Origin of the sequence: Panacagrimonas sp. (assembly GCF_965216805.1) — a bacterium.
Classification (GTDB): domain Bacteria; phylum Pseudomonadota; class Gammaproteobacteria; order Nevskiales; family Nevskiaceae; genus Panacagrimonas.
Genome location: NZ_CBDCGN010000003.1, coordinates 1,015,513 through 1,037,247, shown reverse-complemented (window position 1 = coordinate 1,037,247; position 21,735 = coordinate 1,015,513). Strand labels below are relative to the sequence as shown.

Below are 21,735 nucleotides of genomic sequence, written 5' to 3'. Positions count from 1 at the left end.
TCGGCAACCCACCTGACCCCGGCCGCATTGCGTGCCCCCCTCTCCCGCAAGCGGGAGAGGGGCCGGGGGTGAGGGCCTCGCCGACGCCGCTGCACCTGGCTGAGCGGCCCTCACCCCGGTTGGGTTTACGCAGGACTGCCTCAACGGCACTCCTGCGCTGGGACCCAACCGCTTCGCGCCACCCTCTCTCGCAAGCGGGAGAGGGCAAGCAACGGGTGGCCGAGCTGCGTTGCCAAGCGCAATCCGCGGCCGCAATTTCGGCGGCTCCGGGCATCGGCACGTGCAAACTTCCGATCACCCCATCGCAGCCATTCGCTCCTGGTACGACCGCTGCCACAATCTCGGTAGCCGCTTCGACAGGTTCAGCCAGCGCTGGCGTAACGCAAGATGTATCTCCGGCGCCGGAATTTGCGTCCAAGTCAGGGCCACACCGCCATTACGACACCGGAGTCCTTTCATGACCGATCTCTCTGCCCGCGACCGCGCTCTGGTCGGCCTGGGGGCCGCCCTGGGCAGCAACTGCATTCCCTGCATCGAGCATCACCTGCCGATGGCGCGCGCCGCCGGCCTGAGTGACGACCAGATCCGCGCGGCACTCCATCTTGCGGACAACATCCGGCAGGTTCCCGCGCGACGCGCGCTGGTCCGCGGCACCGAACTGCTCGGCACACCGGCGTCCGAATCCGCCGAAGAGGCTGCCGGTTGCTGCGCGCCGGACGACAAGCCGACCGGGCGAGGCCAGGATGCGACGGTCTCGGCGGCAGCGGCCGGCTGCGCCCCGGGTACCGCGCAGAAAACTGGCTGCTGCTGAGCCGGTCAATTCCATGTCGCCGGCCCAAGTTCCGTTCGAAGCCGCGGTGCGCCAGGTCTCGCAGCCCGTACTCGACTACCTGGTCCGCTACGTCGGCGACATCGGCACCGCCGAGGATCTGCTGCAGGAAACCCTGATCCGCATGAGCAGGGGAATGGCTGGTTTCGAGGGCCGCGCCTCCACCAAGACCTGGGCGTTCTCCATCGCCAGCCGGGTTGCAGCGGACTATCTGCGTCACCCGCAGCGGCAACCGCGGACGGTGGAACTGGAAGAAGCCGAGGCCGTCGCCGACCCCACCGGCAGCATCGACGAGCGCCTGGTCATCGACGAGATGGGCGCATGCATCCGACACGCCATCGACACCCTGCCGGACCGCTATCGTGCCGCCCTGATCCTGCGCGACCTGCAAGGCCTGAGCGCCCAACAGGTCGCAGAGGTCAGCGAGTGTTCCCTGGCCGCGGCCAAGATCCGGATTCATCGCGCGCGCCGGCATCTGAAGCAGGCGCTTGCCGGGCGGTGCACCTTCTACCGCGACCCCGACGCGGTGTTCCGCTGTGACCAGAAGCAGGACGCTTCGGAAAGAGCTGAGCAGCCGACAGTCGGTGCGCGGTGATGTCCGCGGGTCTACGCCTGGATGTTGCGGCGGCGCCTGCCGACTCAGTGGTGGTAGCGATGCGGCGCCGAGAGGACGATCAGCACGCTCGTCGACCACCCAGCAAGCGATCACTCAAGATCAGCGCTGTGTTCATCGCTGCGCCAAGAAACACACTGGAAGCGGCCCCGCGCCTCCGACGCCTCAGAAATTTCGCCGCACGGATCGACTCGCGCAGTACGCGCGACCCGATCCGCTGGCGATTCGATCTTTAGTCGGGCAGGGTCTCGCCCGAACCGCCCATCTCGGCCGGGAAGTCTTTCATTTTCGGCAGGCCGTCCTTAACGCTGAGCACCTTCTCGGCGTAATTGACGTGCACGGCCGGCTGGAAACTCAACGTCGGGATCACCGCCGCGTACACGTCGACCAAGCCCATCGGCGGGTGGTCGCTGAAGACATGGCCGCCGCAGGTCTTGCACCACTTGCGGTAGCTGACCGGCGTCTTGTTGTAAGTCCCGATGTTGTCCGCGCCCTTCGTGACCTTCAGCGAGTCGGGCTGCCACAGGCTGAAAGCGTTGACCGGCCCCGCAGACCAGTGCCGGCAGGACTCGCAGTGGCAATAGCCCATTGCAGCCGGCTCGCCGGTCACCGTGAACTGCACCGCGCCGCAGAAACAACTGCCTCTATGTTCGCTCACTGTCGCTCTCCTCGGTTGATCGGATTCTGTCCCTGGCCGCGCCGCCGACTTGGAATCGCCGGGTAGGACAATGTGTCGGCCTGGCCCGGGTGAAGCCACCACTGCGCCCGATCATACCGATTGGTCCGACACGCGTGCGACAGAACCGAGAATTGCGGATCGGCCCCGAGCCAGCGTCGACGAGTTCAGGCGCTACTCGACCGTCGGGGTGCAGCCCGGAGCGGCCATCAGCAACCGCAACTGACCGGCCGTCTAAACCGGCCTCGATTGCGATTCTCGGAGTTTCTAAAAACGCCTGCCCACGGAGAAGCCGGCTCCATAGACCTTATTCTCGATATCCGCCTCTCCCCCACCGAACCCGTCTGGGATCGAATCCTTTCCTCGCACCGTCCTGCGCGGTGAAAGGTTGCCGTAGGCACTGAGTTCCCAATGACCCCAGTGCTGGGTGGCGCCGACGCTGTATTGCTCCTGCAACGTCACCGGCCCCAGGAATGCGAACAAGGTGTTCTGCTCGGTCACCACGTTGGTTCCGTAGATGTAGCCGCCGCGGACGGTCAGCCTCGACGACACATCGAACGAAACTCCAAGCTTGTAGACGTTTTGATTATCGAAACCGAATCCTGCGCCATTTGGTGCCCCCAGCGGCACACCCGCTTCCAGACGATCCAGGCCGTTGCCAAACGCATCCTCTTTTCGATACTCGTAGCGCTGCGCCTCGATGGCAATCGTGGTCCTGGGTGATGCCTGGACCGAAATGCCGCCGCCGTAGATGGCAGGCAGCTCCAGCCTTCCACCGCCCGCGATCAACCCACGATAGTCCTTGTGCTTCCCATTGTGGTTCTTGCTTCGGTAGGAGGCGCCTGCGGTCAGCCACGAATTGATTCGCCACAGGACACCCGCCGAAGCGCCGAGCGTGAACACGCCGTCCTTGCCTTGGTTGGTCACATCCCCTGGCGACGAAGACACCATGGCGTTGTCCAGAAACTCGAGCCCCTTGGCCGAGAAAACCTGATACCCGGAGTTGAGGCTCACCCCGACATCCACGGAAGGACTGAAGCGGTAGGCGAGCACGCTGTCCAGGCTGCTCGACGCAAGCTGAAGACTCGCTCGATCCGGATTGCCGCCGAAGCGAGCAAAAGGACTACCGTCGTAGTCCGGGCCGATGCCCGCGCTGAGGATGGTCATCCCGAAGGCCCATCTCTCATTCAGTCGCCGAGTGAAGCCCGCCTGCGGAATCATGTAGTAGCTCCGCCCGTCGGAATTGCTAGTGCTGTCTTCCGCGATGGCATTTCCCGAGATCGTGGCATTCGCACGCGCGTAGAAGAAATCGGATCCGACGTCGTAGCGGCTGCCCAGACCCAGTGCATGTGCCGGGTTTCCGCTCAGCGCCGTGGTCTCCGCCGCAACGCTGTAGGAGACGCCCCCCATGCCCAGTGACTTGATGCCATTGCCACCGGCGAAGGCGCCCATCGTGGCGTAGCTGGGCAAACTCACGCACATGAGGGACAGCCACCACAGGCGCTGCGAAGCCATCGTCATGATTTTCATCCGGTCATTGAAAGGGGCGTGGCGTAGCCGGCCAGCGGTCTGCCCGTCAATTAGACTACATGGTCTAGATGAAGTAAACCAATTGGTCTATAAAGCACGGACGACTTGGTCTATGCGGCCGTCGGTCACCCCTCGACGTTCCCAGTTTTGCGTCGACCCTAAACTTCGACGATTCCTAGGGGGCAGTTCATTTGGAGAGCGTCCGTGTCACGTGCCCGTGAGTTCGATGAACAGATGGCGGTCCAACGAGCCATGCGCCTGTTCTGGCGCAAGGGCTACGAAACCTCGACGCTGCCCGAACTGCTCAAGGTCATGCGGATCTGCAGAGGCAGCTTTTACAACGCCTTCGGCACCAAGAGAGAAGTCTTGATCCGCGCCGTTCAACGGTATGCAGCCACCGGGATGGACGGCCTACTGTCCCCGCTGGCGACGGACGCCGCGGGGCGTGCCGAAATCGAGAAGACCTTCGCCCAGCTCCTGGCCTACATGACCAGCCCAAGGGGTCGTCAAGGTTGCTTGATCAGCAACTCGATGACGGAGATCGCCATGCAGGACCCGGAGCTGCGGGAGATTCTGCTTCTCGCGCGCAAGCAAACCGAAGATGCCCTTGCGCGAGCCTTCGCCAATGGCCAGGCCAGCGGTGCGATCAGCAATGGCGCCGATCCTCGGTCGGCGGGAAGATTCCTGCTCAACACGATTTCGGGCCTGATGGTTTCGTGCAAGACCAACCCAGGGCCCGACGAACTCGACGACATCGTTCGGATGGCGCTGCATGTTCTTGATTGAAGGACGACGGTGCCTGCTTTCACTTCGGGCATGCAGACGATGGAGGCACCGCACCCGCATCTGTCTGACCGACTGCGAGAGGTTCAGATGGCTGCAGGTGCTTGGGGGCGAGAATGCCGACGCGTCGGACGGCCGCTTTTGGCACCGGAGCCGACAGTCGAGCTCCGCGACCAGGGGACTCCGAAGCAGACTTTCGTGAAGACTCACTCCCGGCACTTGAGCGGCCGCTGCTAATCAGCCCGCCGCGATCATTCACCACATTGCAAGACCGCCTCAAAGCGGCCTGGTTTTCGCATTCGGACGGCGCCCGCCGACCGCGCAAAAACTCCCCGGTACTTTTGAGGAATCAGAACCCGAGCGTACCGGGGCATGGCCCGGCATGCCGCCCTGGCCCGTGAAGCTGTGATCCCCTTGCGGTGAAGTAGCCGAATACGATCGTTTGAGGGTGGGAAGCTGCTCAGCATCGATCGCACGTCGGCTGCTCGCGAATAACGTGCGGCAACTTATTCGACAGCGCAGTGCGGGGCAACGAGCAGATCATCAAGACGATCATCGCCCGCGAAGCCTGCAGTCCAACATCGGAGACACCGATCGAAGTCCTGCGATTCTTTTGGAACGTCGTGCCGCGACGCGCCCGACCATTAAAGGAAGCTGCCGACTCAACGCTCCTCAGAGGACGGCCAGCCACCCCAGTTCAAGCTTGGCGGCGACGGCGTCCGAAACGACACCGGATAGTGCACCAAGCCTGGATAGAGTCTGCTCCACACGAATGCGACCCCCATCAGACAGAGAACGCCCGGAAGCATGGGGTTCCACAGCGCTGTCCACGTCGCGCCGGCCGCCACCATGATCAGCGGGTTGGCGCCAGCAGGAGGATGAACGGTGCGGGTCCACAACATCAGTGCGAGGCTGAGCATGACCGCAATTGCCGCGCTGGCGTTCGAACTTCCCAAGACCTGCACGCAAGCGATACCGCACGCAGCTCCAATCAAGTGCCCGCCTAGCGAGGTGCGGGGCTGAGCAGCGGGCGCCTGAGTTAGCCCAAAGCGGAAGTCCGGATGGACGAATTCATCGCCCGAAAGCGGACGGTGTTAGCGAGGCATCAATACTCATGAGCGGCACAGCTTGTGGGCCAATAAATTCCGCTGCGGCTTGCTACCGAGGCATTGAGGTCGACGATGAAGGTGAGATGGCAGAGCAGCCGGAGGTTTAGTGCCTGTGTAACTGGTTACTATGAAGCCAAGAGGGATATCAAAAGGGAGTAGCATGCTCTGACCCGGCTGAGGATCCCGATCCAGGGAGGACACCGTGAACGACTCGAAGAAGCTGTGGTTTGGTTTGATCTCATTGCTGGTTGTTTCATTTAGTGTGCTTCTTTGGGCCGGTGGTGAAATCTTTCGCGCTGCACCGCCAATGCCGGAGCGAGTTGTCGGCGAAAATGGCGATGTGGTTTACACGCGCGCCGACATTGAGCGTGGACGGCAGGTCTGGCAGTCCTTCGGCGGTATGCAGCTGGGTTCGATCTGGGGACACGGTGCCTATGTCGCGCCGGATTGGAGCGCCGATTGGCTGCATCGCGAAGCATTGGCTGTGTTGAACGCATGGGCACAGCAATCCGCTGGATCCCAGTACATGGGTCTACCACTGGAAGAACAGGCGCCTTTGCGCGGCCGCCTCGAAGCATCGATACGCCGCAACACCTACGATCCTGCCACGGCGACGATCACGCTCGATGCGGATCGCGTCGCTGCAATCCGCGAGGTCAGCGCGCACTACGAGAGTCTGTTCGGGGTCGATGCTGATACCGCCGAGCTGCGCGAGCAGTATGCGATGCGGGACAACACCGTCAGCACTCCCGAAGGCCGCCGCGCACTTTCAGCATTCTTCTGGTGGACCGCCTGGGCCGCGACCACGGAGCGCCTCGGCACCGCCGGTGAGACGCTGGTCCCGGAACGCGAGGGTGTCCAGCCGCAGAAGGTGACGTATACCAACAACTGGCCCGCCGAACCGCTGGTGGGCAACCGGCCACCGCCTGCGCTGTGGGTGTGGTCTGCATTCAGCGTACTGTTCTTGCTCGCTGGCATCGCATTGCTTGGATGGCATTACGCCGTTTCGCATGGGCGGGAGGAAAATAGTCCAGCCATTCCGGCATCCGACCCCTTCGCACTCCTGCGCATCACGCCGTCGATGCGAGCGACTGCAAAATACTTCTGGGTCGTATTGGCACTGTTCCTCGTCCAGATTTTGCTCGGAGCGATTACTGCGCACTATCAGGTAGAGGGGCAGGAGGCATACGGATTCCCGCTCGCCGAGTATCTGCCCTACTCCATCACGCGCACTTGGCACACGCAGCTCGCTGTTCTTTGGATTGCCACTGCATGGCTCGGAACCGGGCTCTATATCGCGCCTGCACTATCGGGTCATGAGCCGCGCTTCCAACGTCTGGGCGTGAACTTTCTGTTTGTCTCGCTGCTGATCATTGTCGTGGGCTCATTTGCCGGCCAATGGCTGGCCGTCACGCAAAAGCTCGGGCTCGACTACAACTTCTGGTTCGGCCATCAAGGCTGGGAGTACGCGGACATGGGCCGCTTCTGGCAGTGGTATCTGTTCATCGGTCTGCTGCTGTGGCTGGTGCTCGTCGGCCGCGCACTGTGGCCGGTGCTACGTGGCCCCACCACTGAAACGCGTTCCATCACGGCACTGTTATTTCTGTCGACCGTCGCGATCGGCTTGTTCTTTGGTTCGGCGCTGATGTGGAACGAGCACACCCATATTTCCGAAGTGGAGTACTGGCGCTGGTGGCTGGTACATCTGTGGGTCGAAGGCTTCTTCGAAGTCTTTGCCGCCGCCGTCATGGCGCTGATCTTTACGCGGCTTGGGCTCGTGAAGGCCAGTTCCGCGACGATAGCCGTCCTGTTCGCCACGATCATCTTCATGGCCGGCGGCGTTCTGGGCACGCTGCATCACCTTTATTTCGTCGGAACGCCTATTGGCGTTGTGGCGCTGGGCGCCAGCTTCAGCGCGCTGGAAGTCGTTCCGCTTGCCTATATCGGTTTCGAGGCGTACCACACTTGGAGACTGAGGCAGGCCGCGCCGTGGATGGAGCGTTACCGCTGGCCGGTAATGTTCTTCCTTGCCGTGTCGTTCTGGAATCTGGTCGGTGCCGGACTGTTCGGCTTCCTGATCAATCCGCCGCTGTCGCTGTACTACATGCAGGGCCTCAATCTCACGCCCTTGCACGGTCACACGGCGCTCTTTGGCGTGTACGGCATGCTTGGGATCGCGCTGGTCCTGTTCTGCCTGCGCGGTTTGCGTGGCCAGATGGTCTGGAACACCAAGTTGCTGGGAACGTCCTTCTGGGCACTGAACATCGGTCTGGTGCTGATGGCGCTGTTGACCTTGTTGCCACTGGGCACGATGCAGTTGCTGGCAGCCATCGAGCATGGCTATGCATACGCGCGCTCGGCTGAGTTCATGGGACAACCGATTGTGGAAGTGCTGGTGTGGATGCGTGTTCCCGGCGATACCATCTTCAGTATTGGTGCGCTGGCGCTCGCATGGTTTGTGGTCCGTCTGTGGATCGCACCGACACCTGAACCCATTGCCGGCGGCGATACTCGAAAAACATAGCGATGGTGGAGTCTGAGGCTGACCCGCTGTCGCTGCGCCGCCTCGGGGATGCGCCGCACAGGCTGCTGTTCTTCGTCGGCGCGACGAACGTGCTGCTTGCCATGGCGTGGTGGACTGCATGGTTGATCTCGGCGAGCAGTTCGACACCCTGGATGCCGCAGCCGCGTGTGCCCGCAGGCTGGCTGCATGCCTTTGTCATGCAGTACCAGATGCTGCCGAGCTTCATGTTCGGCTTTCTGCTCACGGTCTTTCCGCGCTGGATGAGTCTTCCCGAGTTGTCGTGCAGGCACTATCTGCCGGTCGGCATCGGCCTGTTCGGCGGACAGATTGCGACTTTGATGGGTGCAATGGGCGTGGCCCCAGCGTTATACCTTGGCTGGGCGCTGACAGCAGCGGGCTGGATCGCGGGTTTGACTGCCTTGGCCCCCCATCTCTGGCGCGAACAAGGTATCACCTGGCACGCCAGGTCGTGCTTTGCCGCGCTGGTCGTCGCCCTGCTTGGCCTCGGCATGTTCGGTGCCTACCTGGCAGGTGCTTCGTCCTGGTGGCTCCTCGCCAGCATCAAACTCGGCACATTCGGCTTACTACTGCCGGTCTATCTCACGGTCGCGCATCGGATGTTTCCGTTCTTCGCCGGCAACGTTATGGCTGGCTATGCTTCCTGGCGGCCACTCTGGTTGCTTTCGGCCTTCTGGCTAGTGTGTATTGCCCATCTCGCGCTGGAACTCGTCCAGGCCTATGGCTGGTTGTGGATGGTCGATGTCCCGATGTCACTGCTCACGATGTATCTATGCTGGCGCTGGTGGCCACGTGCTGTGGAACGACAAACGTCGCCGCCATTGCTGACGACTCTGTTCATCGGCTTGGCATGGCTACCCGTGACATTCGCGCTTTACTCCGCCCAGAGCGTTTGGTACTTGGTGAGCGGCATGTATGAACTGGGCAAGGCGCCAGCCCACGCGCTGTATATCGGATTCTTCGGAAGTGTTCTGATCGCCATGGTGACCCGCGTCACCCAGGGCCATTCTGGGCGTCCGCTCTTTCTCCCCACCATCGCTTCCTTCGCGTTCGTCGCAATCCAGATCGTGGTGATCACCCGCATCGTCGCCGAAGTGCTTCCGGATAGGCTGCTTTGGTACGCACTGGCCGCCGGTGGCTGGCTTCTGGGACTTGGGCCCTGGATTCTGTGGCTGGGCAAAACCTATCTGGCACCCCGCGCAGACGGAAAACCGGGTTGAGATGATCGAGTACTACTCCCAGATCAAGTTTGTTCACATCGTCGCCGTGCTGATCAGCGGGAGTTTGTTTTTTCTGCGCGGGCTGATGGTGCTCAGCAGCAAGCAGGGGTTGGCACTGGCAATGCCTGTGCGATACCGCAGCTATACGATCGATACTGTGCTGCTCACGGCGGCGCTCATGCTGGTTTCGCTTCTGCCCGCGGCAGTGTTCTCGAACGGCTGGCTTACGGTCAAATTGATCCTGCTGGTCGCCTACATCGTTCTCGGATCATTCGCCCTTAAGCGGGCGGCCAGGCCGAATGCCCAACGGTTGAGTTTCGTATTCGCTCTGCTCACTTACGGCGTCATGGTAAGCGTCGCGCGCGCGCACCATCCCCTTGGCGCTCTGCATTCCTGGTTCGGATGATACGCACCGGAAGCGAAGAGACCACGTGAAGGGCTCGGAACGCAAGATCGTTGGCCTCATCGAGACGCGGAATTGCACCGGGCTACACGTCTCGAGTGTGGACACAATCAGCTGGTGCGTCGCAGCCCGCCATGGTTCTAGTTTCTGAGATCCATTTTGTGGACAGCTCCGCCAGCTATCACTACAACTTAAATGGTTGCCAGAAACTTCGAAGAACAAGTAGACCCAATGAATGGTATAGAGCGCAAGATCGTCGAATTTCACCAAGATGCGGAATCGCACTGGGTCGCGCAACTTGAATGTGGCCACAACCAACATGTGCGTCATAGCCCGCCCTGGTTTAACCGGCCTTGGGTGACGACCGTCGAGGGAAGGAACAATGCCTTGGGAGAGAAGCTATCTTGCGTGAAGTGTGCGGAACGAGCGCCGCCGGATAGATGTCAGTAGGAAGCAGTATTGCTGTGCGTGGGTGGCTGGACCCCTCGAATGCATTGGATGAGCCGCATTCAACTCATGCCGATTATTAACTCCTCGCGACGGGGCGCCTATGCCTTCCAGCAAGCGGAAGGCAAGGCAATCTCGGCGGTGCGTGCGGAGATCGCGGCGATCATGCACGCGTTGCTGGAGCATCCCCCGGCTCTGCGGGCTTCGGCCGCCATTGCTTCAAAACGATCACGGAGACATTCACCAGATAAGGCAGTGCGCAAGCGCGCGCTATCGCGGCCCTGAGTCTGCGCCTTTAACCAGACGTTCGCGACCGGCAGTAAGTGGCACTTACATGCCGGTCGTCACCGACACAACTCGACCCCCGCAAAGTCACCCGCCGCAACGATCTATTGATCGACCGCACTCGTGACGACACTCGCCAATTGCCCGGCCTCGGCGAAGTACAGCGCGGCACGCATCTGTCGGCCTGGTTTGAGCTGCGCCAGCAGATCGGCGTAGCGGGCCACCTGTTCGCGGTACCGAGTTCCCCCTTCTTCCAGGTAGCGCGCCAGCCGCTCTGCTGCCACGGGCCTGGCGCTGGTCTTGTAGTCCACCACCCACAGCGTGCCGTCGTCGTCTTCGAAGCAGCGGTCGATGACGGCGGAGATCCAGCGGCCATCGCTGCGGCCGGCCAGCGGGTATTCGCTACGCGCCCAGGGTTTGGGTGACAGCAGCCAGCGGCCGTCTTCGGAATCCAGGGTTTTGTTCAGCAGTTCGATCACGCGGGCGACGGCGAGGTCGACCATGGGCTCGGGCATGCCGCGGCGGCGTAGGCCGGCGGCCATGGAGCCGCGGTGCCGGGCGCCGCCATCGGACCACGCCGCCAGACCTTCGGCGGCGATGCGCTGCATGGCCTCGTGATAGAGCGTGCCGACGAGTTGGGCGTAGACGTCTTCGATTTCGTCCACGCGCGCCGCGGACGGCTCGGCCTGATCGCCGAGCAGCGCTTCGCTGGGGCGCAGGGTGCGCAGCTCGGGCGGGCGGTAGCGCGGGGCTTCGGCCGGGGGTCGTGCGTCCAGCCGCAGGCGCCAGGCACGCGGCGGCGGGTTGGCCACGACGACCGCTGCGGTTTGCGCCATTGGCGCGGGCGGTGGTTGCGCTGCCGGCAGCGCGGGCGTGGCGGCGACATGGGCCTGCACCACCGGATCGATCACCGGCAGCAGCGCCTGCGCAAAGCTCTGCGCCGCATACGGCTGCAGCGCGCCGGTCTGCCTGTCGCGCTCCACCGCCACGGTAACCGTCGCGGTACGACGCGCGCGGGTGATGGCCACGTACAGCAGGCGCAGGGCTTCGCTGCGGCGGCCGGCGACATGCAGCGCCTGCACCGCCTGGTAACTGCGATGCGCGGGATGATCTTCGGGCCAGGCTTCGTCCGGCCTGGGCAGCAGCAGGCGCGGGCCTTCGACGTCGAACAGGTGCAGCCAGGGCTGGTCCTCATTGCGCGGCTTGCGGTTGCAGCCGACCAGCAGCACGTGGTCGAACTCCAGGCCCTTGGACTTGTGCACGGTCATCAGCTGCACCTGACCGGCGCGCGGCGCGGCATACAGCTCGGTGAGCCGTCGACGCAGACGCGCCAGGTCGCGCACACCACCGCCGCGGGCTTCCTCGCGCAGGCACAGCAGCGCCTGGCGCACGTCATCGAGGCCTGCGCGCGTGCAGCACAGCGGCCCGTGCAGGCGGCGCCACACCGCCTCGGTGCGATCGGCCAGTGCCGCCCGCTGGCTGCGTGAGCGGCCGCTGGCTTCGAGCGCATCGTGCAATCGCTGCAGACGTACGCGACCTTCGTCAGACAAGCCTTGCGGGTCGGCCAGCGCCTGCACGATGCGCGCTGGCCAGGGTTCGCGCACGCGACCGCGCGACAGGTTCACCAGATCGGCCCAGCTCAAACCCACGAACGGCGCGCGCAGCAGCACCGCCCAGTGCAGGCGATCCTGCGGATGCCACAAGGCCAGGGCCAGGGCGAGCACATCGCGCACCTCGGGCACGGCGGCGAGCGGGTCGATGTCCTGGCAGGCCGGCAGATGCCCGCGCTCGCGCAGCGCACGGATCACCGGTTCCAGGTGATTGCGCGCACGTGCCAGTACCACCACCGAACGGCCGCCGTTGGCGAACGTGATGGCGCGCGCTGCCACCGCATCGGCCTCGGCTTCGCGGTCATCGAAGACCTGCACGTCCAGCCCGGCGGCATCGGCCATCGGCTCGCGTTGCGAGGTACTGGCGGTGAAAGGCACCGCGCCGCGCAGCACGTCCAGCCGGGTCGGGAAGATCTGCCCGAACGCGGTATTGAAGTCGGCCACCATGCGCGGGTCGCTGCGAAAATTCGCGGACAAGCGCAGCGGCACCAGGTCCAACGCACCCAGCCGGCGCGTGTTCCACAGGTCCAGAAACAACCGCACCTCGGCCTTGCGAAAGGCGTAGATGCTCTGCTGCGGGTCGCCCACCAGGAACAGCGAGCGGCCGTCACCCGGCGTCCAGCTCGCGGTCAGATGCCGCAGCAGGTCGAGCTGCGCTTCGCTGGTGTCCTGCATCTCGTCGACCAGCAGATGGCGGATGCGCGCGTCGGTGGCCAGCAGCGCATCGCCCACATTCGTATCGGTGGCACGCAGGGCCTGCAGGGCACACATCGCCAGTTCCGGAAAATCCGCTTGCTGGTGGTCCGCAAACACCAGCTTGAGATGCCCGGCCAGACGTCGCAGCACACGCAGCCACGCACCGCGCAGCGCCACCAGCTCCGGGTGCAGACAGGCGTCGGGTAGCTCGCGCACGGCGGCGGCTAGGGCTTGCAATTCGGCATCGCCGGCCCAGCCGTCGAGCAGCGCCTTGAAGCGCAGCGTGTAAGGCTGTCTGGCCAAAAAACCGGTCTTGACGTTGACGCCGCCGGACTTGCGCAGCTCGCCATTGCTGGTAAGCAGGCAGGACGCCAGGCGGCGCAGCGTGTCCAGATTCGCAGCCTGTGCTGACGGCCAGTCGTGCAGCTCTGCGGCCCAGGCCAGCAGGTCGTGCTGGCCCGCGCCTTCGCGCAGCAGCTCCACCAGCGCCTCGCGATCCGCCGCCGGCAGCGCGGATTCAAACGCCTGCAAGGCCGGCAGGATCAGACGCTCTAGCGCCAGCCGGTCCTGCTCCCGCCAAAAATCTTCCGCCGCATCCGCTGGCACCGTCGCCGCGGCACCCAGCCACTGCTCGCGCCGACCCAACAATTCGGACAAGGGCTCGATCAGGCGGTCCAGCCGGTTGCCGCTCAGGCGCAGCACCCGGGCCATCGCCGCACGGTCCGCTTCCGGCACCGAGGCGTCCTCGATCTCCTCGAACAAGCGCAGCAACGCCTCGCGATACAGGCCGCGCGCGTCCTCGCTGATCGCCAGGGTGCCACCGAGGCCGGACAACAAAGGCAACTGCGCCGCCGTTTGCATGCAGAACGCGTCGATAGTGGTGGCCGACAGCCGCGCCGGCTGTTGCAGCAACTGCCAGCCGCGCACGACATCGCGCGCCAGCACCGCACGCGCGCGCTGCCGCACCGCCCGGTCGTGCGTATCGAGCACATCGTCATCCGCAACCGGCGCTGCCACCGCCGCACTCAGGGCCTGCAACACCCGCGCGCGAATCTCCGCCGCCGCCTTGTTGGTGAAGGTGATGGCCACCACCTGCTCGGGCTCCTCCACCACCGCCAATGCCGCCAGCAGGCGCTGCACCAGCAGCCCGGTCTTGCCCGACCCGGCCGGCGCCGTGACCAGCGCATGTCCGTCGAGGTCCAGCGCGGCGTCGCGTTCAGGGGCGTCGGACAGGTCGGAGGAAGGAGCAGACATGGCGCGGCGATTATCGCCGCATGGGCTCAGAGCGCATCCAGCAGACTGCGCACCCCGAGGCCAGCGCGGCTGTGCACGTGGGTGAAGATCATGGTGGCGCGCACGCCCGCCCGGCCGAGCAGTTCCTGGACGGTCCCGATGCGGTAGGTGCCTTCAAGCAGATGCGTGGCAAAGGAGTTTTGCAACTCCTGCAGCGACACCGACTTGGCAACACCGGCGTGCGGTGCCACCTGGCGCACGTGACGCTGAACCTGCATTCCGTCCTGCATCCAGCTCACGTCCAGTCGCTGAACCTCCCGGAAATGGAAGAGCAGAGTCGCCGGCACTTGGTTCTACGCTGACTGCAAAATTCCGGTCTGTCGCGAGATGCGTCAGAAACCGCCCCGCCTCTGGCCCGCCCAAGTCACGCGGATGTCGCTTGTCGCGTAACAGGATGAGGCGTCTAATCCCGTCGACATAAGTCCGCTCGGCACGCAGCCTGTAGTGGCGGGTTCGCAGCCGATCACGGACCTGATCGAGCAAGCGCGGCGCTTTAATATCTGCCCCGTTCATTGCGTCATAACTCAGGAGACAAGGCATGAAAGATGTATCGTTCGAACACTTGCGCATCCAGCCTTGGTGTTATCAGACATGTCGTCTGGTTTATCCGACTTGGTCTGTCGTCTAATCAGGCGTTGGCGTTGCTTGGGCTGCGAGTGAATCTCGTTTTATGCCACGAGGCGACGGTCTGTATGAGGTCTTGCGTGGCGTGCTATTACCGAAGCGGCTTTTGGCGCGGCATAAGCGAGCTTGATGCCGACGTCAAAAGCCGCTTCGGTGACGCCGCGTCGAATTCATCCAGGCCGGCGCTGTTTTGGGGAGTGATGATTTGAAAGAGCGGGATGCCAAGCACCTCCAACAACTCGTTGAAGCGGACATTGCGCTTTGGGAGTGTTCGGCACTTGAGGGTGTGGGCTGCGCAATGCCGCTTAACTCGATGCGTTGGCGTTAGGCCCCTAGGGAGAACAAATGAGCGTTGATAGTGACATCGGTGAACTCGAGACGCTGAAAACCTCGGCGCCTCACGAAATCAACATTTCCTTTCTAGATCATCGCGGCCGTAAGACGACGAAGCTAGTAGGCAACACTAGCGAGGAGAACCATGTCAAAGGGCGGCACCGAACATATGAGTTCGAGTTCAAAGAGCTACAGTTCGTATCTAGGATCCAGATCAGTACGCGAGATTACGCGGACGGCAACAAGGCCAACTTCAATTGCACTTACTACCCCTATGGAGACAAGGCCAAAGTTCAAGTCGCTAACGCGAACAACGCGTGGAGCGTTCGAGTAAACCGGTTCATTACAAAGTTCTCGATTGAGCCGCCCAGAAAATATCTGGGTGACCAGCTACTTACTTCGGTCCAAATCGAGGGGTTGAGATCGTCCGAGTTTTCCGACGTCGCTAAACAGGTTGGTGCTGTCGAGAACCTCCGCCAATCAGCACTTGAGAAATGTAGAGAGCGCCTTGAAGCAGTAACTGCCAAGGAGGCCGAGGTTGAGGGTCTGAATCAGAAGATCGCTGAATTGACGGAGTCAATCACCCAACTCGATGACAACAAGTCGCAGGTCGAAAGCCAGCTCGAATCTGCGCAGGAAAATTTGGCGACAACGGATCGGGCCGTAGGATCGAAAAAGCAAGAGCTTTCTGAGTTTTCCGCCCGCATAGAGTCCGCTTCCTCGTCAATTGAACAGAAAACGGAAGAACGGAAACAGCTTTCGACAGTAATCGCCAAGGCCGAGGCCCAGCTACGAGAGCTGAAAGAAAATATCAACATGTTTCCGACAGAAATTAGCGGCTTCGTCTCTCAGGGCGCATCAAGCATTAGAAGATACTCATTTCTCGCCGCCATCCCTATCATCGTAATTGGCCTGGTGACCGTTGATCTTTTTTCGAAGGCCTCAGAACTCAGTCACCTGGAGAATCTACCCCAGACCATATCCATATGGGAGGTCTTGGTTGCGCGCTTCCCATACGTTTTGGTCTGTGCCGCGCTGATCGCCTCAAGTTATAAACTTGCCAGAGTATTCATCGCTGAGATAATCCGAATCAATGAGCAGAGGTTGAACCTCACAAAAATTAGCATTGTCGCCAAGGACGTGTCCGACGCATCTGAAGATGGTTTATCGCTTGATGACGCCGCGCGCTACGAGCACCGCACACATCTAAAAATGGATCTTTTACGCGCCCATTTAAAAGGCTACCTCGCGGATGATTACCAATATTCTAAGAAGGAACTTCCATCTCAAGACCCGCAGCCGGGAGATGGTAGCCAGGATGAGGCCGAGGCCTAGCATTTCGCTGCAGGCGACGTTTGACCCGCCACCTACTTCTGCTTCCGCAAAAGCAGGCGTCGCCTCAAGCGCGCCTGAGCTCAGGCGTTAGGGGACAAGAAGATGTTTCTGTACGCACGTCGGGAGTGGGCAGTTCGGGCAGTGCTGAGGCGGCTGGCGCGCCAGCGTGTTGCGCTTGTGCTTCAACCCGGCAACGTATGGGTGATCGAGAACGCCGTACCGGACAATGAAGAAACAGATGCGGCGCTCAAGACCTGTTTCATGCGCGGCTGGGTTGAACCGCTAGAAAACTCGGTGCCAAAAGGGCGGCTCGGTCCTAATGGCGAACTACCCGAGGCATTTCGCTTCCAGACTTCGGGGCCGGTGTGGCGCGTAACAGAAGGCGGGTGGGCCGCAATTCACCGTTCAAACGAGTGGACGCTCGTCGGGATTCTACTCGGGGCTATCGGAGTGCTCGTTGCGCTCGTCCCCTAAGGAGTGACGGTGACAGGATACTGAGTCCCCACCACCGTCGTTCGCGCTCCGTGATCCGCCGCTATACCGCGAGCCCCGGCCAGTCCTTGTAATCCGCGTACGAGCGATCCAGGGCGATCTTGTCGCCTCTGATTTCAAGTACCGCGCACAGCGGAATGCCCCAGTCTTCGCCGCGGGTCTTGTCCTTGAGCACGACTTCCACGATGACCGCGGTGTCGGTGGCGTGCATCTTGAGAACGTGCATTCTGCGGTTGGGCGCCGCGTTCCACACCGCCTGTTCGATCTCGATGAACTTGTCGATGCCTTCGAACGATCCGACGCCCATGCAGTTGAGATTGTAGTCCGGGTGGTAGCACTCGCGGACGAATTTCTCCGGGTCGGAGTTGTAGAGCTCGATGTACCTTTCTGCGACGGCGAGGTTTTGTTTCGCTTGATCGGTCATTGCCATTTTTTTGGTCCTCCATGAGTGGTTCCGATGCCAGGCCGTTGTGGCCGCGGGTGCTGTGCCCGCTGGAGTCGAACCGTATCGCAGGGGGGCGGGGATTACGAATTTGGGTAGTGCCATGGCATGACGTTCCCGCCGCCGCAGGATCGCCACGATTTGGCTTCGAGAACGGTCCTATGTCCCACGCCGGCCGTCGGCGCAGGCACCCGGCAAGGACCTTGCGCGCCCGGCCGCACTACATCAGCTTCACCGCCCGATCAGGCTCCTGGCGCCTATACTGGTCGCGACGCAGGAGATCCCCATGGTTTCGCTGATCGGCATTACCCACACAGACGCGGAAGTCCTCAGCGGCACGCCTGTTTTCGTCGGAACGCGTGTTCCGGTGCGGTCGCTTTTCGACTATCTGGAAGGGGGGGAGACGCTTGAGGAATTTCTTCACCAGTTCCCGTCGGTGAGGCGAGAACAGGCGATTGCCTTGCTGGACGCGGCATTTGAACGGGTCGCAACGGATGCGCATCCTGCTTGATGAGAATTTTCCGGCTGACTTCGCAAGCCTCCTCGCAGGCCATCAGGTCTCTACCGTTCACCGCCTGGGCTGGTCCGGCGTGAAGAACGGTGAGCTTCTCCATCGCGCAGGAGAGGTCTGCGAAATCTTCGTCACAATGGATCGCAGTCTGGAGTTTCAACAGAACGTCAAGGTGTTGCCATTTGGGATCGTAGTGGTGCACGCAGTATCAAATCGCATGGTCCATCTGGCTCCGCTCGTTGACAGCATCCTCGGCGCGGCTGTCCGCGCGGGGCCCGGCGCTGTCGAGAGAGTCGGTGCGCTACCGCCTCATCGCGCTTGACCGCCCTCCCCGGAATGACCGGCTGAAAGCCGCAAGCCCGTCAGGCGCCGCCGTCATCCCCGTCAGCATCGTCGTCCTCGCCCTGCGCGGTCAGCACCAGCAGATCGGCGTAGTGCGAGCGCGGTTTGACGCGCTGCGCCAGGCCCGCTTCTCCGGCTAGAAACCCTTGTGCGGCGGCTTCCAGCGCCACGCGCCACTGGCCGAGCTTGGCTTGCCATTCGCCGTCGGTATCGGCGGCGGGGTCGTTGATCAGTTTCTTGCGCCAACTGGTCTGTGCGGCGAGCGCGGGATGGCCGTCCTTGAGGTGGCCGAAGCAGATGCCATCCACCTGCGGGACGCCGGCGGCCAGGGTGGCGGCGTAGCCGGCGTAGAGCGGGAGCTGCGGCTCTTCCAGGCGCTCGGCCTTCCAGCCGCGCGGCTCGGCGTTGCGGCCGGTCTTGTAATCGATGACCAGCCAGCGCGCGCCGTAGGGCGTCTGCACTTCATCGACGCGGTCCAGGCGCAGGCGCAGGCTCAAACCGGCGACCGTGGGCTGGGCGTTGGGTTCGATGGCGCGGACGTGGAACGGGTCGAGGCGACGGGTCTCGTGCGCCAGCCATTGCTGCAGCAGAGCGCGCACGCGCTGGCGTTCCAGGCGGACCATCGCGGCGCCGTAGTCGGCTTCGGCCAGCAGCTGCGGGAGCTGAGCGTCCAGCGTGGTGTCGATCAGTGCGTCGAGCGTGCCGGCATCGCGCAGCGCTTCAAGATTGCGGCTGTCGCCGATCTGCGCCCATAGCGCTTCGAGCACGGCGTGAACCAGATTGCCCTGTACGCGCGCGTCCATGCCGGCAGCGGGTTCGGGCAACGATTCGACGCCGAGGCGGTAACGCGCAAAAGCGAAGAACGGCGATTCGAACCAGGCCTTGAACAGCGCGGCGTCGGGACGCAGGCCGGCCTGTTCTTCGGGGTCTACCGGTGGTACCGGGTCGGCGTCTGGTCGTTGCAGAGGGCGCGCGGCGGGATCCTGCGGCAGGGCGGCTTCCAGCGCGCCGACGGCATCTGGCGTGCTGGCGTCCGGCCAGGCCTGCGCATCGCCGAACAGCGTCGACACCAGCAGCTCGGCGCCGCGCGCGTCGAGCCTGGGCGCGCAGACGTGGACCTGCGGGGCGACCTGCTGCAGCAGCGCCTGGACCTGCGCCTGCGTGCGGGCCAGCCAGGCGCTGGGGTCAGCCTCGGCCGCGCCGGCGGAGCGTAGCGCGTCCTGCGCCACGAACGGCGAGGCGCGACGCTGCGGTGGCAGGCGCTGGCTGGTGGCGTCGAGCACGAACAGCAGGTCGGCCTGCAGGGTGGCGGCCTCGTCCAGGCGGGTGATGAAGATGGGTTGCTCGTGATCGGCGCGCGGCTCGAAGTCGGTGGCGCGCAGCAGTTCGCCCAGCCATTCGCGCGCGGTGGTTTCGGGTACGCGACCGAGCTGGGCGTCCAGGGTGCCGAGGCGATCGAGCAGCCCGCGCGCGGCGCGCACCGCCTGGTAGCTCTGCGAATCCAGCGCCTCGACCCCCGGCCAGCCGAGCGCGCTCAGGCGCTGCAAAAAGTGGTGCGACCAGGCGCTGGGCAGGGCTCGCGACGGGGCAGCTTGCAGCAATGCCAGCAGACGGGCGAAGCGCTCGCGCAAGTCCTGTGGGCCCAGTTGCGTGAGGCGCTCCAGCGGAATCTGCGGACGCCCGGTGTCGCGCAGCTTTGCGTCCACCGCAGCGGTCTCTGCGCGCTGGGCCTCGCTCCACAACGCGCCGGACAACAGCACGCGGCTGACCAGCGCCGGGGCGTTGCGCTCGGCCTGCAATTGCAGCGCGGCGAGCAGGCTGTCCACCAGCGGCTGTTCGGCCAGCGGTCGGCCGCGCGCCCAGCGCCAGGGCAGCAGCGCGGTGGCATCGTCGGCAAGGCCCGATGCGGGCAGCAGAGCATCGCGCAGCGCGGCTTCCAGCGGTTCACGGGCGGCGTCCGGATCGGGCAGTGCCAGCAGCAGACGCGGCGGGCGTTTGCCGCTTTGCACGAAGGGCTGCAAGGCGAGCTGGAGTAGCTGCGCCACCCAGCGCCATTGCGCGGCCTCGTCGGGCAGGCGGTGGCGGTGGACTTGTACCTCGGGAGCCGGCGGCGCGCGTGTTTGCAGGTCCACACCGCGTGCGCGCAGCGCGTTCAGTACCGCCTGTTCGGCCGCGCCGGGCGGCTCGATGAAGCCGGCCAGCTCGATGCGCACCGGCAGCGTGCCGACGGCGCCGGTTTCGATCAGCACGCAGACCTCCCCGGCGATGTCGGCGCTGGTCAGCCAGTGGTGTTCGGATAGCTGGCGGGTGACCTGCGCGCGCCAGCGTCGAAAGGCCTGATGCTCGTCCTGCCAGGCCGGCCAGGCGTTTAGGTCGATGCGGTGACGGCGCAGAAGCTGATCGGCGCGGCGCGCCTCGCGTGCAGCGGACAGCGGCGCCAGCAGGGTATGGGTGCCGTCACGTTCGATGGCGCTGCGCCACAGCACCAGCTCCTGGGTGGAGCTGAGGAGCTGGGCGTCGGGCCAGCTTGCGGTCCAGGTGTCGATCAGCCAGCGCGACCAGGACTGCACCCGCGGCGCTTCCCAGACCCTGGCGCCAGCGTCGGCACGCTGCAGGTTGTGGGCCTCGCGCAGTTCGCGGGCGAGGCGCTCGGTGGCGGTAAGAACCAGCGTCGCGGGCCGGTCCGGATCGGGGGCTTCTTGCGGGCCGATCATCCCGCCGCCGTCAGCGTTCCAGCAGCTTGAGCTTGTCCGGCTTGCCGTCCCAGTCCTTGGCGTCGGCCGGCGGGTCCTGGCGCTCGGTGATCACCGGCCAGATCTTCGACAGATCGGCGTTGAGTTCCTTGAAATGCGCGTCTTCGGCCTTGAGATCGTCCTCGGCGACGATGGCGTTGGCGGGGCACTCGGGCTCGCACAGGGTGCAGTCGATGCACTCTTCGGGGTCGATCACCAGATAATTCGGGCCCTCGTGAAAGCAATCGACCGGGCAGACCTCCACGCAGTCGGTGTACTTGCACTTGATGCAGTTTTCGGTGACGACAAAAGTCATGTTCAATCCTGAAACGTAACGGCCAAGGCGCCGGATTGTAGTCTCAGGGGGGCTGACCCGCATTACTCGGGGGAGGATCGCGCCGCTCGTGGCGGCCTCTGCCTGAGGTCCGTTCAGGCCAGGCCGGCCAGTTCGGTCTCGATGCGTTCCAGATCGGGAATCACCGCTTCCTGCCCGGCCACGCGCACGCGCGACAGGATCATCTCGTGGCGGTCGTTGACCCGCAGGTCGATGGCGGCAATCGCCTCGCGCTTGAGCGTGAGCAGATGCGGATGGCCCTGCGCCAGCAACGCAAAAGCGCCGCCGTGCACGCGCTGCCCGACCGGGTTGACGATGACCACGCGCTGGCGCTTCTGGTTTTCCGGCCGCGGACGCCCGCACAGGCTTTCGAACGACAGCACCGGAATGCGGCGTTCGGCGGTGGTGTGCCAACCGGCGAGCCAGCCCGGGGCACGCGATTCGGCGTTCTCGAAACGATCCATGGCGGTGACTTCCGACACCGCAGCGTTGGGCAGCAGCAGCGCGTCGCCCTGGATCTGGATCAGTACCGCGAAGAGGGTGTCTGCCATGAG

Annotated in this window: 21 protein-coding genes and 2 pseudogenes; 13 read left to right on the top strand and 10 right to left on the bottom strand. The window is 63.6% G+C overall.

From position 1 onward, the window contains the following. Positions 1–457: 457 nt before the first annotated feature. Together ACOOHP_RS17775 and ACOOHP_RS17770 are read left to right on the top strand one after the other, a co-directional pair. Positions 458–811, top strand: a complete 354-nt coding sequence (locus ACOOHP_RS17775; protein WP_420467822.1) for a carboxymuconolactone decarboxylase family protein — start codon at positions 458–460, stop codon at positions 809–811. A 13-nt stretch (positions 812–824) separates the two neighbouring features. Continuing rightward, the gene (locus ACOOHP_RS17770; RefSeq protein WP_420467821.1) at positions 825–1,424 is read left to right on the top strand and encodes an RNA polymerase sigma factor; all 600 of its coding nucleotides are present in this window, start codon (positions 825–827) and stop codon (positions 1,422–1,424) included. Positions 1,425–1,674: 250 nt separating this feature from the next. On the opposite strand, the gene ACOOHP_RS17765 is transcribed toward ACOOHP_RS17770, so the two are convergent. Together ACOOHP_RS17765 and ACOOHP_RS17760 are read right to left on the bottom strand one after the other, a co-directional pair. Further along, positions 1,675–2,100 (bottom strand): GFA family protein, encoded by a 426-nt coding sequence (locus ACOOHP_RS17765; protein WP_420467820.1) that lies wholly within the window; start codon positions 2,098–2,100, stop codon positions 1,675–1,677. Between the two features lie 285 nt (positions 2,101–2,385). After that, the gene (locus ACOOHP_RS17760; protein WP_420467819.1) at positions 2,386–3,648 is read right to left on the bottom strand and encodes an OmpP1/FadL family transporter; all 1,263 of its coding nucleotides are present in this window, start codon (positions 3,646–3,648) and stop codon (positions 2,386–2,388) included. A gap of 204 nt (positions 3,649–3,852) precedes the next feature. Between ACOOHP_RS17760 and ACOOHP_RS17755 the strand changes: the two genes are divergently transcribed. Next, positions 3,853–4,434 carry a TetR/AcrR family transcriptional regulator gene (locus ACOOHP_RS17755; protein WP_420467818.1) on the top strand — a complete coding sequence of 194 codons (582 nt, stop codon included), beginning with the start codon at positions 3,853–3,855 and terminating at the stop codon, positions 4,432–4,434. Between the two features lie 659 nt (positions 4,435–5,093). On the opposite strand, the pseudogene ACOOHP_RS17750 reads toward ACOOHP_RS17755, so the two are convergent. Next, positions 5,094–5,468: pseudogene (locus tag ACOOHP_RS17750) on the bottom strand (HPP family protein); the annotation flags it as partial. A gap of 274 nt (positions 5,469–5,742) precedes the next feature. Between ACOOHP_RS17750 and ACOOHP_RS17745 the strand changes: the two are divergent. From ACOOHP_RS17745 to ACOOHP_RS17720, 6 genes and pseudogenes are all read left to right on the top strand, one after another. Beyond that, entirely contained in the window at positions 5,743–8,064 is a 2,322-nt protein-coding gene (locus tag ACOOHP_RS17745) for a nitric-oxide reductase large subunit (protein WP_420467817.1), read from the top strand. A 2-nt stretch (positions 8,065–8,066) separates the two neighbouring features. Then, positions 8,067–9,302 carry an NnrS family protein gene (locus ACOOHP_RS17740; RefSeq protein ID WP_420467816.1) on the top strand — a complete coding sequence of 412 codons (1,236 nt, stop codon included), beginning with the start codon at positions 8,067–8,069 and terminating at the stop codon, positions 9,300–9,302. Between the two features lies 1 nt (position 9,303). After that, positions 9,304–9,708 (top strand): SirB2 family protein, encoded by a 405-nt coding sequence (locus ACOOHP_RS17735; RefSeq protein WP_420467815.1) that lies wholly within the window; start codon positions 9,304–9,306, stop codon positions 9,706–9,708. 69 nt (positions 9,709–9,777) lie between these two features. Next, positions 9,778–9,849 (top strand): annotated as a pseudogene (locus ACOOHP_RS17730) (DUF3565 domain-containing protein); the annotation flags it as partial. Positions 9,850–9,900: 51 nt separating this feature from the next. Next, entirely contained in the window at positions 9,901–10,155 is a 255-nt protein-coding gene (locus ACOOHP_RS17725; protein ID WP_420467814.1) for a DUF3565 domain-containing protein, read from the top strand. 48 nt (positions 10,156–10,203) lie between these two features. Beyond that, the gene (locus tag ACOOHP_RS17720; RefSeq protein ID WP_420467813.1) at positions 10,204–10,437 is read left to right on the top strand and encodes a hypothetical protein; all 234 of its coding nucleotides are present in this window, start codon (positions 10,204–10,206) and stop codon (positions 10,435–10,437) included. Between the two features lie 104 nt (positions 10,438–10,541). Here the strand turns inward: ACOOHP_RS17720 and ACOOHP_RS17715 are convergent, their stop codons facing one another. Genes ACOOHP_RS17715 through ACOOHP_RS17705 form a run of 3 tightly spaced genes read right to left on the bottom strand, consistent with a single transcriptional unit; the run spans position 10,542 to position 14,549 of the window. Beyond that, complete coding sequence (locus ACOOHP_RS17715; RefSeq protein ID WP_420467812.1) at positions 10,542–13,997, bottom strand: UvrD-helicase domain-containing protein; 3,456 nt, start codon at positions 13,995–13,997, stop codon at positions 10,542–10,544. 26 nt (positions 13,998–14,023) lie between these two features. Then, the gene (locus tag ACOOHP_RS17710; protein WP_420468780.1) at positions 14,024–14,266 is read right to left on the bottom strand and encodes a tyrosine-type recombinase/integrase; all 243 of its coding nucleotides are present in this window, start codon (positions 14,264–14,266) and stop codon (positions 14,024–14,026) included. Next, complete coding sequence (locus ACOOHP_RS17705; protein ID WP_420467811.1) at positions 14,151–14,549, bottom strand: phage integrase N-terminal SAM-like domain-containing protein; 399 nt, start codon at positions 14,547–14,549, stop codon at positions 14,151–14,153. The genes ACOOHP_RS17710 and ACOOHP_RS17705 overlap by 116 nt, the downstream gene beginning before the upstream one ends. A 456-nt stretch (positions 14,550–15,005) precedes the next feature. On the opposite strand from ACOOHP_RS17705, the gene ACOOHP_RS17700 reads away from it, so the two are divergent. Together ACOOHP_RS17700 and ACOOHP_RS17695 are read left to right on the top strand one after the other, a co-directional pair. After that, positions 15,006–16,328, top strand: a complete 1,323-nt coding sequence (locus tag ACOOHP_RS17700) for a hypothetical protein (protein ID WP_420467810.1) — start codon at positions 15,006–15,008, stop codon at positions 16,326–16,328. 102 nt (positions 16,329–16,430) lie between these two features. Beyond that, positions 16,431–16,802, top strand: a complete 372-nt coding sequence (locus ACOOHP_RS17695) for a hypothetical protein (RefSeq protein WP_420467809.1) — start codon at positions 16,431–16,433, stop codon at positions 16,800–16,802. Positions 16,803–16,863: 61 nt separating this feature from the next. Here ACOOHP_RS17695 and ACOOHP_RS17690 read toward each other — a convergent pair whose 3' ends face one another. Next, complete coding sequence (locus ACOOHP_RS17690; protein WP_420467808.1) at positions 16,864–17,244, bottom strand: nuclear transport factor 2 family protein; 381 nt, start codon at positions 17,242–17,244, stop codon at positions 16,864–16,866. Between the two features lie 304 nt (positions 17,245–17,548). On the opposite strand from ACOOHP_RS17690, the gene ACOOHP_RS17685 reads away from it, so the two are divergent. Next, positions 17,549–17,773 carry a DUF433 domain-containing protein gene (locus tag ACOOHP_RS17685; RefSeq protein ID WP_420467807.1) on the top strand — a complete coding sequence of 75 codons (225 nt, stop codon included), beginning with the start codon at positions 17,549–17,551 and terminating at the stop codon, positions 17,771–17,773. Further along, positions 17,757–18,095: a DUF5615 family PIN-like protein gene (locus ACOOHP_RS17680; protein ID WP_420467806.1), complete on the top strand. Its 339-nt coding sequence runs from the start codon at positions 17,757–17,759 to the stop codon at positions 18,093–18,095. Before ACOOHP_RS17685 ends, ACOOHP_RS17680 begins: the two co-directional genes overlap by 17 nt. Positions 18,096–18,135: 40 nt before the next feature. Here the strand turns inward: ACOOHP_RS17680 and ACOOHP_RS17675 are convergent, their stop codons facing one another. The 3 genes from ACOOHP_RS17675 to ACOOHP_RS17665 form a co-directional block, all read right to left on the bottom strand. After that, complete coding sequence (locus tag ACOOHP_RS17675) at positions 18,136–20,829, bottom strand: PD-(D/E)XK nuclease family protein (RefSeq protein WP_420467805.1); 2,694 nt, start codon at positions 20,827–20,829, stop codon at positions 18,136–18,138. A gap of 10 nt (positions 20,830–20,839) precedes the next feature. Then, complete coding sequence (gene fdxA / locus ACOOHP_RS17670) at positions 20,840–21,163, bottom strand: ferredoxin FdxA (protein ID WP_420467804.1); 324 nt, start codon at positions 21,161–21,163, stop codon at positions 20,840–20,842. A gap of 113 nt (positions 21,164–21,276) precedes the next feature. Beyond that, a complete protein-coding gene (locus ACOOHP_RS17665; protein ID WP_420467803.1) occupies positions 21,277–21,732 on the bottom strand; it encodes a chemotaxis protein CheW in 456 nt (151 codons plus the stop codon). Positions 21,733–21,735: the final 3 nt, after the last annotated feature.